Origin of the sequence: Desulfosporosinus lacus DSM 15449 (assembly GCF_900129935.1) — a bacterium.
Lineage (GTDB): Bacteria > Bacillota > Desulfitobacteriia > Desulfitobacteriales > Desulfitobacteriaceae > Desulfosporosinus > Desulfosporosinus lacus.
Window position 1 is genome coordinate 469,019 of record NZ_FQXJ01000004.1, and the last position, 15,823, is coordinate 484,841.

The following is a 15,823-nucleotide window of genomic DNA, read 5'->3' on the forward strand; positions in this document are numbered from 1 at the left end:
CTATCGTTCCGACCCCGTCGACCCAAGCCCGGGGCGCAGTGTGACACAAGCGCGACGTCTTTACGTAAGCAGCTAAGCAAACTTCCGTTTAAGCGACCGACCCGAAACGCGGGGCAGTGTACAGGGTCCCCTCCCGCCATCCTTGGCTCCGGGGACACTTGGCCATCCATGGCCGGCGGATGTACACTGCCGCCAGTGAGCCACGGCCCCTTCTCGCCGTCCTGCAAGAAGGCTAATCCGTGCGAAGACAGTGTCTTCGGGCTACAGGGGCACTAGACCGTCCATGGTCGTCGGACGGCTCATCTGGCACGATAAGTCTCCAGTGGAGATTATCGCCGTAGGCGGGTTCTTTAAAAGGATACTATCGCCGAAGGATGAACCCCGCTCCCCAAAGCCAGTCGCTTAAACGGTTAGTTTGCTCTGCGTCGTAAGCACCGAGCGCTGTGTCACACAAGCCCCTACTTGCATACCCGCTCAATCAACTCATCCTTCGGAATAAAAGGCACCGTAATATGCCCCAAACCCTTATACCGCTCATTGAACTCAATACCAGTCTCAATAGAATGCTCGTTCCTGGCCCAAGCCCGCCGAGCAACCCCCCCGATTACATCCCACAAAAGTGCAGACTTAATAACCTCATCCACACGTTCACTCCCGTCAAGGACCAAGCCAAAGCCTCCATTAATAGCTTTCCCAATGCCGACACCCCCGCCATTATGGAGAGAAACCATACTCATCCCTCGAGCCGCATCTCCGACAAAACTTTGTACAGCCATATCTGCCATCACATTGCTTCCATCTTTGATATTCGCCGTCTCTCTAAAGGGAGAATCCGTTCCGCTCACATCGTGATGATCTCGTCCCAGCATGACCGGGCCAATCTCTCCATTGCGAATCATCTCATTAAATTTAAGGGCAATCTTAATCCTGCCTTCCGCATCCTGATAAAGAATCCGCGCTTGAGTACCGACAACCAGTTTATTTTTCTCAGCATCCTTAATCCAAATATAGTTATCCCGATCTTGCCCCCTGCGGTTTGGATCAATACACCCCATGGCAGCCTCATCCGTTTTACGCAGATCTTCCTTTTTCCCGCTCAAACAAACCCATCTAAAAGGCCCATACCCATAATCAAACAGTTCCGGCCCCATAATATCCTCAACATAGGACGGGAAAATAAAGCCATCCTTCTCATCCACACCATTTTTTGAAATCTCATTCACTCCGGCATCATAAACTGCCTTCATAAAAGAATTACCATAGTCGAAGAAATAAGTGCCTCTTTCTACCAACGTCCGAATCAATTCAAACTGCCGAACCAAGCTCTGATCCACAAGCTTTTTGAACTCCGCCCGGTCGGTTGCCAGTAACCTGGTCCGCTCCTCGAAAGAGATCCCTTGTGGGCAGTATCCGCCTTCATAGGCAACATGACATGAGGTCTGATCACTGAGCAAATCCACTTTAATCTCATGCTTTACCGCATACTCCAATAAATCGACAACGTTACCCTGATAAGCAATGGACATGGGCTCTTTTTTCTGCACATACTCAGCCGCAATCCGGAAGACTTCCTCCAGATCCGCAGACACTCTGCTTACCCACCCCTGTTCATGGCGAGTCTTGATTCTGGATTCATCCACTTCAGCGATAATCCCCACACCTCGGGCGATTTCCACAGATTTCCCCTGAGCCCCGCTCATCCCGCCAAGACCTGACGAGATAAAAAGATGCCCGCTTATATCCCCATCATGAGGAATTCCTAACTTCATTCGCCCGGCATTAAGCAACGTATTAAAGGTACCGTGCACAATTCCCTGAGGGCCAATATACATCCAACCGCCGGCGGTCATCTGACCATAGTTAGCAACACCCATTTGCTCTGCGATTTCCCAATCCTTCTGATTGTCAAACATCCCGACCATTAAGGCATTAGTAATGATCACCCGCGGAGCTTCCGGACGAGAGGGGAATAATCCCACCGGATGCCCGGATTCCATGACTAGAGTCTGATGATCCGTCATCACTTCCAAATATTTTTTAATCAAACGGTATTGCAGCCAGTTTTGACAGACACTTCCTGTTTCACCATAGGTAACAAGTTCATAAGGATAAAGTGCCACCTCAAAATCCAGGTTATTATCAATCATCACCTGAAAAGCCTTGCCCTCTATACAGTTCCCCTGATACTCGTCGATAGGTTTACCGGATAATTTCCCTGCCGGACGATAACGATACGCATAAATCCTGCCTCTGGTCCTCAATTCCTCCAGAAACTCCGGGGCCAACTGTTCATGTAATTCTTCAGGAACATAGCGCAAAGCATTCTTAAGGGCAATTTTAGTTTGACTTGGAGAGAGGCTAAACCCCCGATCCGGAGCCCGTCTAATCCCTTCCACAAATTCCTGCATCTCAGGCAATTCAGGGTCCAGCTTAACAGCCATGGCTTGTGCGATGTCATAATTACTGATCATCCAGCTCACTCCTCACTTAAAATTTATCAATTCCGAGATTCCCACTTCAAGTGGGTGTTCGTTATTGGGGGTAGACTCCATCCTACGGCGCGAACGGATTCGTCTGCGGATCTGCGCCTTGGCGTAAGTCTATCCTCAGCGCAGTTGTATTCGTTACAGGCCGTGCGCTTTCGGCGATAGTCTCCACAGGAGACTATCGTACCGGAGAGTATCGTACTGGAGACTATCGTCACCGAAGTCTCGATGTTCAGCTTTAGCTGAACGAGTTCACTTTAGAGAACCTTGCTTTACCTTACTAATGAACCAAGCAGGAAAGTCCCAATTAATTCATATTTTTAGAAATAGGTACAGTTGCCCTTTAGGACTCCTGTACCTATCACTTATACGGATGTTTTCACCGTCGTCTTTATGCTCTAATATCAAAAATTCAAGTCTAACTAACCCTATACCAATCCCACTAAACATAGCCGTTAAGCTATGATGCGTCGACACAGCTCTGTTGCCGATGCGGCATCTGCAGCATATCCATCAGCGCCGATTTCATCGGCAAAACTTTGGGAAATAGGTGCCCCGCCAATTACGACCTTAACGGAATCACGCAAGCCCTCTTCTTTTAAAGCCTCAATCGTGTCCTTCATCGAAAGCATGGTTGTTGTTAAAAGAGCGGACAAACCAATAGCTTGAGGGGAATGCTCCTTAACAGCTTTTACAAAAGCAGCCGGATCTATGTCTACACCCAAATCAATAATTTCAAATCCGGCACTTTCCATCATCATAACAACCAGCTTTTTACCGATGTCGTGAAGATCGCCCTTAACTGTCCCGATCACCACTTTACCGGCGGTAGGCATGTCTTTGTCAGCAATCAACGGTTTTAAGAGTTCAATACCTGTACTCATAGCCTTAGCAGACATCATAACCTCCGGAACATACATATCCCCTGCTTTGAAACGAACTCCGACCACATTCATGCCCGCCATTAATCCCTGATTAATAATCTCCAGTGGATCATTGCCGTTATCAATCATTTTCTGAGTTAAATCCTTCGCCCCATTATAATTTCCATTAATCACAAGTTCAGCCAAGCTGGTAAAATCACTCATTAAGATTTCCTCCTCAAATATTGGTTTATCCCCTCACCCATGGTGATCTATTAATACTTTCACGTATTTTTCTTCGAGTACTAAATGCCTGCAAGCCGTCACAGGCTTTCGGCAAGAAGTGCGTATACCTCACATTATATAAAAATGTCCCAAAATGATCAACTAACCCTAAATTAAGCTTTCTCCCCAACCTTTTCTTTAGCTTTTCGGAGGATTTCACCGATTTGTGCCTTTACCTCCTCGGTGACGGGCTTAGGCTGGTGAGTTTCCAAAACTTGTTTGATCTGGTCCCTGGCACGTTCGATCATCGTCTTACTGCCGTTGGCTGTCCAATTCTCATAATTGTTAAAGTCCGAGAGATCAGGAAACCAGTTATCCCTAAAATGCTTGGCCGTATGGTCATCCCCAAGGAAGTTTCCTCCCGGGCCAACCCGCATGATCGACTCTACACCCAAGGACTCTTTATCAGTATTGATCCCCTTCAGTAACCGGCGGGTCCTGCCAATAACCTCGTTGGAAATAACCAGCAACTCTAAGGAACCTGTAATACCAAACTCCATATAGAAAACATCATGCATAATATTGCACCCTTGAAGGGCTCCCATCATGGTAAACATCGTCGACTCCGCGATAGCCTGTTCGTCACAAACCTTGGAATTACTGCACCCGGCATAGCCCCAAGAGGGAAGTTGGTAGTAATGAGCCAGATCAACAGCGCCCCCTTGAAAGAGTACCGCTTCCGGAGTTCCATAAACCGCCTGCATCGTTCGCATATCAAGCGGCGAATTTCCATAGCCGTAAATAAAGGGAGCCCCCGGAGCCTTCAATTGGTGAATAATTAAGCCGCTCAACGCTTCCGCATTAGCCTGTACCAAGGCCCCTGCAATTGTAGTAGGCACGGAAGCTCCCGCTACGCCACCGCAGGCAAAATTCGCGGGAACCCCATTTTCAGCAGCAATTAGCAGTTTTTCGATGGACTCCTTCGGATGTTGAAGAGGGGAGGTGGGTTCAGTATAAATCATAAACAGAGGCTTCTGACGCAAGCGCTCCTTCCCACCCACAGCACAGGCCGCCATTTCAATAATATCCAGAAGGGTATCCCCATCTTCAGCAATCACAACCTGAGGTTTTTCCGTATTTTGAACCATAATGGCATATTGTTCACGATTAATCATACGAGGGTCTACATCGGACAATAAACCCATGGACATGACAAAATCAATATTCGGTAATTTGTCACAAAGTCTAATAGCATTAGCCACATCTTCTTGACGCCAACTCCGCCTCTCTAAGGTGAAGGGATCCAGGTAGTTGAGGGTATCAGACCCGGTACCGAAGTAAACATTGGCCCCTTCAAGATGAAGCGCCGCCTCTCCCTTGCGGTTATACAGAGTCACACGGGAAGGAGCTGACTGCAATGCTTGCTTGACCAGAAAACTTGGGAAATAAACCCGATTACCGTTTTCCACATGTGCCCCGGCTTGCCGCAGCAATTCCACTGCCTCCTCATGGTGAATAACCATGCCTGTGTCTTCAAGAACTTGACAACTTGCGAGATGAATCTCCTCTGCTTGTTTTTCCGTGAGTGTTCGAAAGAACAGTCCGTTTCCGTGCGAGCTTCCAACTCCCATTGAGTGTAACCCCTTTCATTTGTTCCTGCCAGCGGATATGCCCCTTCGGCATAAGTCTATCCTTAGCGCAACTGTATTCGTTACGGGCCGTGCGCTTTCGGCGATAGTCTCCACAGGAAACTATCGTACCGGAGACTATCATAAAGAAGACTATGCCGAAGTCTCCTTGTTCAGCTTTAGCTGAAGGAGTTCCTATGTTCTCTTTTAGTTGTTACTTGTTGCTTTTAACCTTTTCCGTCTCAGCAATAATCTCATTTAACCCCTCACGAATTGCTCCATCCAACAGTTCCGAGGTATGGGTGGCCACGATGTGTTTGGTTAATTCCTCAGCCTTGTCTTCCATCGATTTAGACCCCTGCTCTTCCCAGATCTCCCAGAATGAGCTATTGAACTGTTTAGACGACCAAATCTCTTCACGGAAGTGTTTAAAGGTATGTTCATGGCTAACGTAGTTCCCGCCAGGTCCCACTTCATCGATCACATCCACAGCCATGGTCTCTTCATCAATTCGAGTTCCTCTCCCCATGTAACGGGCATTGTCCATATAGTCATTACACATAGTAAGGAAGGTCAGGGAACCGGTTTTTCCGCCTTCCAGATAGCCCACATCATGGACCAGGTTAGCACCCATTAACTGAGCCATCAAAATCCCATTTCCAGCTTCCATGCCAGCCTGAGCATCAGGTATCGGAGAATTAACACACCCAGCCTCCGTAAAGTTTGGAATTCCATAAAACTGTGACAATTGAGTCATAATAGCGTAGTTCATCATCGTCTCCGGAGATCCATACAAGGTCGCAGTGGTCTTCATATCCATAGGAGTAGCACCGCCGCCGATGATAATCGGAGCTCCCTTTTGTTTTAGTTGAGCCATAACCACCCCTGCCAGCGCTTCAGCATTCATCAAAACGATGGTTCCTGCTTTCGTAACCGGTGTAGTAGCCCCGGACAAAACTCCCGGAGTATAAACAACAGGCACTCCATATTCAAAGCAAGCAAACATCTTGCCCACTCCATCATTCGTGTGTACCAAGGGGGAGATTGGCTCGGAATAAAGAATCATAAACGGATTTTTTCTCAGTTCCTCTTTACCGCCGGCCACTAAAGCAGCCATCTCTAATTGCGCCCGCATATTGATTTCATCATGGGCAGTAACGATCATGGGTTTTGTGGTATTAGTAACCATTGCTTCTAACTGATGCAGATCGCTCACTTTTGGGCTCGTGTCCGCGGCAATAGCATAACTCATAACAAAATCATAATTTGGCAGATAATCCATGACTCGGCAAGCCAGTTCCACATCCCTCTTACCGGAGCGTCTCCGCTTACCCGTTTCTAAATCTATGGTATAAGGCAGATCGGAACCTGTCCCGAAATAGGTGCGATTCTTTTCCAAGGGCATAACCCGTTGACCCTTCCGATTAGCAACCACAATTTTGCGCGGTGCTAAGCGCAGGCATTCCTCAACCAGCCAACTCGGAATTCGAACTCGATTCTCATTGACAATGCATCCCGCATCTTTTAATAACTGTAACGCTTCCGGGTGATCTACTTTAACTCCGGTTCGTTCTAAGACTTCTAACGTTGCAAAATGAATTTCCTCGATCTGTCCCTCACTCACCCAGCGTAATAATGGCGTTGTTTGTTCTATACTGTTGGAACGAATCTTTCTCATTCATGTTACCTGGTTAATAAAACTTGGACAAAACCTAACCTTATCCTTTCCTAATTCTTGATGTATTGCTCTAATTACCTCTCCAAGTTTTGAACATAATTTGTCGGTCTTAGTGTATCTCCAGAGTTATCTCCAATACCTGACAACGAAAACTCCACTGAAAGCTAAGTCTCAGCAAAGACGGCCTCCTCAGTTGCCCTTATACTCTGTCTATGACGGCCTATACACTTCGAGTAAGGTATCTCTATAACTATAGCTGTAAATATTGCAAGATTTATGCCATCCCTTAGACTGGGAGTGGATTTCTCTTTTTACTCAACACTTACTATTAATATATCGGTATCCCAAAGGGTTTTCTTCACTTTTAAAATTAAGAGTTTAGCCACTCTATAAACAGGCAAAAAACAAAGCGCTAAAATATTTTGCACTTCTACTTTCTTCTTACTCCGCTTCACTGTTGCGCTTCCACAAACGCATAAATCTTTTGCTATGCTAAAATTTATTGCTGTTAATTTATTGTTTATCCTGCAATCACAGAAATAGCCTTAGCAGGGCAGGCCTCTTCACAAATCCCGCATCCCCAACACTTGGTCAGGTCAAACTCAACCTTGCTCCGACGTTTACCCTTAACAATCACTTCTGCCTCTCCTACATAAAAAGCCCCAAAATTACAACGCCTGGCGCAAGCACCACAATGGGAACACTTAGAGTCATCCCTCTGAACCAGGATTTGACTCACCGGGAATACACCCTTGGTCCCTTTTTCTTGAGCCAAACGCAAGGGATAACAACAGCAGGAGCAACAATTGCAGATATAAGTCGGTCCCTTAATCCGCCAGTCACTGTTCACTTGATGCATTAGACCTTTCTTATGAGCCGCCTTCACCAGTTCCTTGGCTTCTTCCTTCGTCAGCGACCGCCCAAAGGTCCGATCCGTTATGGAATCATTAAAGCTTAGACAGGTTTCTGTCGGCTTAGCACAATGGCTTGCTAACTTACGACAATTACACGGAACTACCCTGATATCACTCACGGACTCAAGTACTTCATCAAGGTCCTCAATCAATAAAAACGCCTCCGGAGCCCTATCTACCACTTCCTTATTGATAAGCGAATCCAGATAGGAATTATTCCTCTCGGCATAAACCTGATAACACCACTGATCCAAAGCCTTCCGCAAATCCTTGTCAATCAAAGGATAGCCTTCATCAAACTTACACACATAATCTAAGAGCTCATAAAAATCGGCTCCAAAATAAACAAGCTCCCCATCAAGCTCTTCCCTATGAACAATATGTTTATCATAACAGGCATCCAATAACACCTGGGCATCTTCAAGCGAACAATTCAACCTTGCAACAATTTCTGAGACAGAACACTTTTCACCATTAAGCCCAACCACAAGGCCCATCTCACCCTCGGACACAAACCGATCCAGATGGAAAACAACGAATTCCGGCACACCAAACAAAGACACAAACCTATCAATCACAGCCATCAATATTCCTGCCTTTCACGTTGAAAAAGTTATAAAGCCACTCTATACCCCTTGCAAATATATGGAGTATAAAGTGGCAATTTAATCAAGTCCGAGACTCCCACTTCTTCAAGTGGGTGTTCCATATTCTACTTCGGTGACGACAATTACTTCAACAACCCTTTACTCTTTAAGAACGTCGTTGAAACCTCATCAATGGACTTCTTCTCAACATCCGCTTGCATGTTCAGTTCAGTAATCGTCAGAGTGTCTAACACAGAGCTTAACTTCTTAAGATCGGCAGCCAAAGTAGGATAAGCATCCACAATTTGCTGACGAACCACAGGGGCAGCATTATAGACCGGGAATGCATTTTTGTCATCTTCAAGCATCACAAGCTTATCCGTAACAATCCTTGGTTCTGTAGTGAAGGCCAAAGCCAGATCCCCTTTTTGATTTTTAAGAGTCTCGTAGTTTAAACCCATCGCTACATTAACAAAATCCCCTTTAGGCATCTTGAAATCATAGACCTTTTCAAAAGAAGGCAGCCCATCCGCTCTTCCTTCCCATTCAGGGAAGCCAACGAACTTTAAGGTTTCTCCCTTTTTCACTTGGGCAACATAGTCCGAAATAGTTTTAAGCTTATACTTTTCTGCGACATCCGGACGAACTACGATTCCATAAGTATCATTGAGGGGTGCATATTCTAACCAGGCAATTCCATTCTTAGCATCCCATTCTTTGATGAGTTTGTAGCTTTCCTCAGCCTCAAACACGGGAGCATGCTCCATCAAATTCATAACACCTGTTCCGGTGTATTCCCAATATAGATCAATTTGCCCGGAAGTAAGAGCCGGTCTGATGACCGCTAACTCACCAAGGCCCATTTTGTTTTCAACGGGATACCCTAATCCTTCCAGATACTGAAGACTCAGTGTTCCTAAAATTGCCGCTTCAGTGAAGGTCTTAGACGAAATTTTAATAGTTGGTCCTTCTTTTCCCTTATCCGGAGCGGTTCCGGCAGCAGGTGCCTTTGCGCCGCAACCGAACACCCCTCCCAAAGCTAATGTCAGGGACAAGACTGCAACGAGAAATAACGATTTCTTCTTCATGTACATACCCCTTCCTTTCAACTATTTGTGCTAATTATACATCTTTTCATTTCATAATATTGCCAAAAACTTTTTATATGTCCTACCCCCTCCTTCTTCTTGCCCTTTTAAAAACCGTCCCTCGTTCCCCTCAAGCACCTTTGCATGAAGCTCAAAACAACCTCCAAAGAGCTCCTAAAATCATATCCAACCCCGTCTATAAGTTAAAGAGATAGACGGAAAGGACGTCCCTAGTGTGGAACGTTCAAAGATAGAATACCCAAGAATTGACTTAGCATAGAGAGCACAGTGAATAGCGATGGTACCAGTGCGAAGAGGCGAAACCTACTCCGCCCCCATACCAGGAGGAGTGATTCGATGCTCAAGATAATTAATCATCCTGTCTAAAAATATAGCCATCAGCGCCCCCAGCCCTGCCCCAACCAACAGATACTCAGGCCGGAAGAGTGCTAACCCGCCCATAATCAGATTGCCCAAGCCTCCTGCTCCAATAAGAGAAGCTAATGTACCTATACTAACAACATAAACAGTCGCCGTCCGGATACCGCTCAAAATGATCGGCACGGCCAAGGGAAGTTCCACTTCTAAAAGAATCCTCCTTTGAGACATCCCCATACCACTGGCTGCTTCCTTCACATCCGAACTAACCCCTAATAAACCGGCAATTGTATTCCTGACGATAGGCAATAAACTCTGAAATAAAAGAGCAACAATAGCGGGCTTCATGCCCAAACCGAGAATCGGCAAGGCCAAGGCAATCACCGCAATCCCCGGCACAGCTTGTAAAAGGTTAAGTATATTAAGGGTAACAAGACCGAACTTTTTAAATTTCGGACGGCTTAGGAAGATCCCCAGGGGTACAGAAATCAGGATTGCAAGTGTTATGGTGATAACAACAATCAGGGAATGCTCCCACAAAGCCTCCGGTGCCTTCTCGAAAAGAGCAAACCTGAAATTCTCCCACTTCATTTACTCACCCTCTTTCCGATAAACGTGCTTCCTAATCCCTTTGAAAGAGAGCATCCCGCATAATTCCTCGCCCTTCAGAATCCCAAGATAATCCGTATCATATTCCAGCAATAAAGAAAGTGCATCCGGGAAAGGAGTCGTCGTTTGGACAAAAGCCTTTTCCGTCCTAAGGACTCGTTTGCGCAGCCCCTCTATATCCCTCCCGAACTCTTCCGTATCAGAAACCGTAATTTGCCCGCAAGCCTTGCCCTCTTCATTTAAGAGGAAGGCCACCTCAGCTCCGGCATCCTTCATTTTCTGGGCAGCAGTATGTAACTCATTTCCCTTCACCACACACCCAATGGGTTGCATGGCATCTTCAGCCAGATATAAATTTAACTTTTTCACAACCCGATCCCGGCCAATAAAATCCTCGACAAACTCGTTAATGGGATTGGTTAAGATCTCTTCCGGAGTCCCAAATTGCACTAATTTCCCCGCGTCAAAAATGGCAATCCTATCTCCCATTTTTATGGCTTCGTTAATATCATGCGTCACAAAAACAATGGTCTTCTTAATCTCTTTCTGTAAACGAAGCAATTCATCCTGCAAATGCGTCCGCGCTATCGGGTCAACTGCCCCGAAAGGCTCATCCATCAGCATGATGGGCGGATCGACAGCCATCGCCCTGGCCACTCCCACTCTCTGCATTTGCCCCCCGCTCAGCTGGGCCGGATACTTGCCCCTTGTTTTTTCCAGGTCAAGTCCCATCATGACAATAAGCTCATCAACACGTTTCCTAATCTTTTCCTTCGGCCATTTATACAGTCGTGGCACGATGGCAATATTTTCAGCAATGGTACGGTGGGGCAAAAGTCCGATCTGTTGAATGACATAGCCAATCCCCATCCGCAGTTGGTCCGGATCAGTACGAGTTACATCTTCGCCGTTAATTTTGACGATCCCGGATGTAGGCTCGATCATTCGGTTAATCATACGCAAAATTGTACTTTTTCCACAGCCTGAGGGTCCGACCAAGACACAGATCTCTCCCTTAGGAATCGAGAGAAATAATTTATCCACAGCCGGCATAGCTTGACCTGGGTACTGCTTCGTAATTTGCTCTAATTCAATCATCCGAATCCTCCTCCGCAAACTCTATCCCGTCCTCAGTTCGACCTAACTATGCTGATGAGGAGTTAGCGACTAATTCTTAATCCTTTAGGAACAATCCTTTTCTCCACCAGTCCGAGAATAGTATCTAAACCAATGGCAATCACCGAGATAATCAGAGCGCCTGTCACCATCATAGGAGTATTAGAACGAATAAGTCCCTCTTGAATAAATCGCCCTAAATTACGCTCCCCAATATAGGTAGCAATTGCCGCAATGCCAGTGGTCATGACCACAGTAATTCGAAAACCCGCAAAAATAATTGGCATACCTAAAGGCACAAGAATTTCGATGAGAATCCTTCTTGTGCCCATACCCATCCCTCTAGCCGCTTCGATTACATTGCGATCCACGTTTTTAACCCCGTCATAAACGCTGCGAATCAAGGGCATCATGGCGTAGAGAACCAAGGCCAGCAGAGCTGACTTTCGACCTAAGCCAAACATGGGAATAGTTACTAAAATAGCAAACATAGACAAACTGGGAATACAAAATATGGTGTTCGCCAGAGCCAAGACCCTAGCCGCCCATTTATCGCTTTTTGTCAACAAAAGTCCCACAGGTACCCAAATCGCTAAAGAAATCCCTACCGCCAACAAGACCAAGGTAAAATGATTTTCGGAGTATTCCATAATAGTCTTGGAATTCTTCATTAGAAAACTAGTAAAATCTGATAAGGTCACTCGCCATCACCTCACTTTCTTTCGTATTCTAATAAAGAATCTGCCCCTTCAAAGAGGCGGGAACTCGATAATTCAAAGTGAACTCGTCCAGCTAAAGCTGAACATCGAGTCTTCGGTGGGGGACTCTACCCCCACCGAAGCAGAGTACGGGGCCCACTCCCACTTATAGAAGTGGGATTCTTACGATTGGATATAGCGTTAAATCTAATAATTGTTGCAAGAACCATGCCTAATTCCTTAGAATTGAGAGTTTATGGCTTTTTTCCCTACCGAACAAAAGCTAGGCGCCAAATTATTATGCTGATATATAACAGGAAGTCCTTGCCGGAAGCAGTTTTAGGACAAGTGCATATTATTATTGCCTGCCTAAGAATTATGCATCCCCAGCTTTTTCATACGGTATTGGAGATTTTGCCGGGCAATTCCAATGGATTCAGCCGCCCTGGTGATATTCCAGTCATGGCTTTTCAAAGCTTCCCAAAGCACTTGCTTTTCAACCTCACGCAAAACATGACTCAGGGTGCTGGACCCCTTCTTATAGAATTCAGAAAAGGTTCCATCCTGACTCAGAAACTTCGCCCTCAGATAATGTGGCAAATGGTCAACAGTTATAACCTTTCGTCCATCCAGCATATTCATAGCGCTTTCAATAATATGCTCTAATTCCCGTACATTTCCGGGCCACAGATATCTAAGAAATATATCCTTTAACTCAGCAGCAATCTGAACCTCACCTAAACCATAGATTTTTTGATAGCGATTTAAAAACCAATGGATTAAGGCTTCAATATCTTCCGCCCTGTCTTTCAAAGGGGGAATAAAAAGGGTCATCACCGCTAAACGATAAAAAAGATCCTTACGCAAACTGCCATTATTCACCGATTCCCAGGGATCAACATTTGTAGAACTGATAACTCGGCAGTGCACCGGAATCTCCATGGTCCCGCCGACCCGTCTGACCATTCTTTCTTGAACTACCCGCAAAATCTTAGCCTGCAGGGCAATACTCATACAATTAAGTTCATCTAAAAACAAAGTCCCATTTCCAGCCTGTTGAAATAAGCCCTTGGAGTCTACCGCCCCGGTAAAAGCCCCCTTAGCCGTTCCAAAAAGGATACTTTCCAGCAAGGTTTCCGGAATAGCCGCACAGTTAATCGCTACAAAAGGCTCATTTTTGCGGGCGCTGTGATTGTGAATCGCTTGGACCAACAATTCCTTACCTGTTCCTGTCTCGCCAAAGACTAAGATGAATCCATCAGCTACCGCTGCTTTTTTTGCCGAAGCAACCAGATTCTGCATAGCGGGACTGGCATAAACGATTGATTCAAAGGTATATCGAGTTCCATTACTGCTCCGATTCTCTTGCCCTTCCAGACCGATTTGGTCGTGCAATTGCATGGTCTTCGTCAGCAATTCTTTAAACTTGGTAATATCTTTACATACAGAATAGACCGCGACAACCTCATCGTCTTCTATCACCGGAAATGTGCTGGCTATGATAGTGACCTCTTTACCTTTGTTCGTAAAATAAGTCTTATGCTTCTCCAAAACCGGTTCACGAGTTAAAACAACGCTCAAGTGTTCGCTGCTTTCCACAGTAACAGCATCATAGACTTCATTTAAATACTTTCCGACAACATGTTCGGATAACAACTCTTCTAACTTAGCCATTTCAGAATTATAAAAGATTATCTTACCCTCAGGGTCGGTAACAATAACCCCTTCGTCAATTGAATTGAAGAGATGCCTGAAAACTTGGTCCATAACATCACGAGGCATACTCCTACCCCCTAGTTCTTTACCTTTTTCCGTTAATTCTTCAGCCGACGACAATATCCTCTTTTTTGAACAATCCCTTTATGCTTAAAGGAGTAAATCCTCTATAAGATCGTAAGCTAAGCCCCGAATAGCCTGACGTTTATACTCTTGGGAAGCACGGCCGGGAATCCCTCGATCAACTGCATCTGTTAAATGGTCGGCAACTTCCTCTGCAAAATCCGAATTAACCTTCTTGCCTTGTAATCCCCGCTCCAACTCCTCTAAACGAAAGGGGATAGGTCCCAAAGCTCCCACAGCCCACCTTGAGGAAAGGATTTTTTGGTCCTCTGGGTCATATTCCACCATTGCCGCCATATTCAAACGAGCAATGGAGACGGCAGTACGACTTCCAATTTTCCCGAAAGCACTAGTAATTCCTGCTTTTCCCCCGGGTTTCCAGATTGGAAAATCAATCTCTGTTATCAATTCCTTCTGCTGCAAACCTTGACCCACTCCCCCTTGGAACTGAGCAAAGGGCACTCTCCGCATACCCTGTGGTCCGGCAATATTTACCCACGCTTCCAGAACCAGTAAAGCAGGTAAGCTGTCCCCGGCGGGGGAGGCGTTCGCAATATTTCCGCCTATGGTAGCCCTGTTTCGAATTTGAGCAGACCCTACCTGAGAGGCTGCCTGACTCAAACACCGAGCCTTCCCTCTCAGCAAATCACTTTCACTGATTTGGGTAAAGGTTGTCCCGCTCCCGATCCTCACCCTTCCTTCAACTTCCTTAATGAATTTCAGTTCCGGAATCAAGGAAAGATCCATAAGCCAAGCAGGTCGTATCTGCCCCCCTTGTAACTTAATGACAAGATCCGTGCCACCACTTATAAAAACCACGTCCTCATTAATTCGAGAAATAGTCTCAATACCTTCCGCAACCGTCGCCGGACAAACAAACTCACATTTCGTCATCCTAAAAACTCCTCTATTTCTCTTCTTACAGAACATGAAGGGGAACATGGGTGGTTCTTGTCCAACCACGATCCTCGAACTTAATTGTTCTAAATATTCGATATTTAGAACGCGTATCCCTTCCTAATTGTCAGCAAAAGTTTGCCCCCTAACTGTGTTCCATCTTGCTAAATGTAATATTTTCCACAACATGAAGGATATTCCTATATTCTGTCGAAATTGTCTGATGGAATGGAGGAGTTGCTAATTGGATGTTAAACTTGATAGGGTGCAACTGTATTTAGATTGGTTAAAATCTAAATTATACTTAGACCATCAATCAAACAATGCTTCGAAGCGAAAAGTAAAACGAGGAAATGTATATTATTGTTATTTAGGTAGGGGTGTTGGAAGCGAGGAAGAAAAGGAACGCCCTTGTGTTGTTCTTCAACGATTTGACGGGAATATGAATTCTCCTAATACAATAGTTGCTCCTATAACACACACTTCATCAACTTTAGACGTTGTAGTTCCTATAAATACTCGATATAATCAAGATGGTAGTATACTTTTAGATGGGAATGTTTTATTGGGTAATATTGTTACTGTAAGTAAAGCTAGATTAGGCGATTATATTGCCACTCTGACGACACCGGAAATGAAACAGGTTGATATCGCTTTGGCTAAGTCCATAGATATTTATAAAAATACCGTTAAACTAGAAAATATAATAAAAGATAAGGATATCTATATTGGAAAGCTTATTGAGCAAAGAGAAAATCTTCAACGTCATCTTGATGAATTAATTAATTCAAAAGATAAAAAGTAATATATTGACAGA

The 15,823-nt window shown here is 45.3% G+C and carries 12 protein-coding genes; 1 reads left to right on the top strand and 11 read right to left on the bottom strand.

Going from position 1 to position 15,823, the window contains the following annotated elements:
• Positions 1-458: 458 nt before the first annotated feature.
• From hutU to BUB11_RS06680, 11 genes are all read right to left on the bottom strand, one after another.
• Positions 459-2,471, bottom strand: a complete 2,013-nt coding sequence (gene hutU, locus BUB11_RS06630) for a urocanate hydratase (RefSeq protein WP_073028738.1) — start codon at positions 2,469-2,471, stop codon at positions 459-461.
• Between the two features lie 470 nt (positions 2,472-2,941).
• Positions 2,942-3,574, bottom strand: a complete 633-nt coding sequence (locus BUB11_RS06635) for a corrinoid protein (protein ID WP_073028739.1) — start codon at positions 3,572-3,574, stop codon at positions 2,942-2,944.
• A 173-nt stretch (positions 3,575-3,747) separates the two neighbouring features.
• Positions 3,748-5,205, bottom strand: coding sequence for a trimethylamine methyltransferase family protein (locus tag BUB11_RS06640; RefSeq protein WP_073028741.1), 1,458 nt, complete (start codon positions 5,203-5,205; stop codon positions 3,748-3,750).
• Positions 5,206-5,416: 211 nt separating this feature from the next.
• A complete protein-coding gene (locus BUB11_RS06645) occupies positions 5,417-6,880 on the bottom strand; it encodes a trimethylamine methyltransferase family protein (protein WP_073028742.1) in 1,464 nt (487 codons plus the stop codon).
• 520 nt (positions 6,881-7,400) lie between these two features.
• Entirely contained in the window at positions 7,401-8,378 is a 978-nt protein-coding gene (locus BUB11_RS06650; protein WP_073028744.1) for an ATP-binding protein, read from the bottom strand.
• 146 nt (positions 8,379-8,524) lie between these two features.
• On the bottom strand, positions 8,525-9,469 hold the full coding sequence (locus BUB11_RS06655; protein ID WP_073028745.1) for a glycine betaine ABC transporter substrate-binding protein: 945 nt from the start codon (positions 9,467-9,469) through the stop codon (positions 8,525-8,527).
• A 324-nt stretch (positions 9,470-9,793) separates the two neighbouring features.
• Positions 9,794-10,438: an ABC transporter permease gene (locus BUB11_RS06660; RefSeq protein ID WP_073028747.1), complete on the bottom strand. Its 645-nt coding sequence runs from the start codon at positions 10,436-10,438 to the stop codon at positions 9,794-9,796.
• Entirely contained in the window at positions 10,439-11,554 is a 1,116-nt protein-coding gene (locus BUB11_RS06665) for an ABC transporter ATP-binding protein (RefSeq protein WP_073028749.1), read from the bottom strand. It abuts the gene before it with no gap.
• Positions 11,555-11,616: 62 nt separating this feature from the next.
• Positions 11,617-12,243 (bottom strand): ABC transporter permease, encoded by a 627-nt coding sequence (locus tag BUB11_RS06670; RefSeq protein WP_242947473.1) that lies wholly within the window; start codon positions 12,241-12,243, stop codon positions 11,617-11,619.
• Between the two features lie 396 nt (positions 12,244-12,639).
• Positions 12,640-14,052, bottom strand: a complete 1,413-nt coding sequence (locus BUB11_RS06675; protein ID WP_073028752.1) for a sigma-54 interaction domain-containing protein — start codon at positions 14,050-14,052, stop codon at positions 12,640-12,642.
• Positions 14,053-14,136: 84 nt separating this feature from the next.
• Positions 14,137-15,003, bottom strand: a complete 867-nt coding sequence (locus BUB11_RS06680; RefSeq protein WP_073028754.1) for an FAD binding domain-containing protein — start codon at positions 15,001-15,003, stop codon at positions 14,137-14,139.
• Between the two features lie 247 nt (positions 15,004-15,250).
• Here BUB11_RS06680 and BUB11_RS06685 point away from each other — a divergent pair, with 247 nt between their 5' ends.
• Complete coding sequence (locus BUB11_RS06685) at positions 15,251-15,811, top strand: type II toxin-antitoxin system PemK/MazF family toxin (RefSeq protein WP_073028756.1); 561 nt, start codon at positions 15,251-15,253, stop codon at positions 15,809-15,811.
• Positions 15,812-15,823: the final 12 nt, after the last annotated feature.

Bases quoted from the DNA above. Each gene is read 5' to 3' on its own strand.
- hutU (WP_073028738.1), bottom strand. From the start codon at position 2,471: ATGATCAGTAATTATGACATCGCACAAGCCATGGCTGTTAAGCTGGAC.
- BUB11_RS06635 (WP_073028739.1), bottom strand. From the start codon at position 3,574: ATGAGTGATTTTACCAGCTTGGCTGAACTTGTGATTAATGGAAATTAT.
- BUB11_RS06640 (WP_073028741.1), bottom strand. From the start codon at position 5,205: ATGGGAGTTGGAAGCTCGCACGGAAACGGACTGTTCTTTCGAACACTC.
- BUB11_RS06645 (WP_073028742.1), bottom strand. From the start codon at position 6,880: ATGAGAAAGATTCGTTCCAACAGTATAGAACAAACAACGCCATTATTA.
- BUB11_RS06650 (WP_073028744.1), bottom strand. From the start codon at position 8,378: ATGGCTGTGATTGATAGGTTTGTGTCTTTGTTTGGTGTGCCGGAATTC.
- BUB11_RS06655 (WP_073028745.1), bottom strand. From the start codon at position 9,469: ATGAAGAAGAAATCGTTATTTCTCGTTGCAGTCTTGTCCCTGACATTA.
- BUB11_RS06660 (WP_073028747.1), bottom strand. From the start codon at position 10,438: ATGAAGTGGGAGAATTTCAGGTTTGCTCTTTTCGAGAAGGCACCGGAG.
- BUB11_RS06665 (WP_073028749.1), bottom strand. From the start codon at position 11,554: ATGATTGAATTAGAGCAAATTACGAAGCAGTACCCAGGTCAAGCTATG.
- BUB11_RS06670 (WP_242947473.1), bottom strand. From the start codon at position 12,243: ATGAAGAATTCCAAGACTATTATGGAATACTCCGAAAATCATTTTACC.
- BUB11_RS06675 (WP_073028752.1), bottom strand. From the start codon at position 14,052: ATGCCTCGTGATGTTATGGACCAAGTTTTCAGGCATCTCTTCAATTCA.
- BUB11_RS06680 (WP_073028754.1), bottom strand. From the start codon at position 15,003: ATGACGAAATGTGAGTTTGTTTGTCCGGCGACGGTTGCGGAAGGTATT.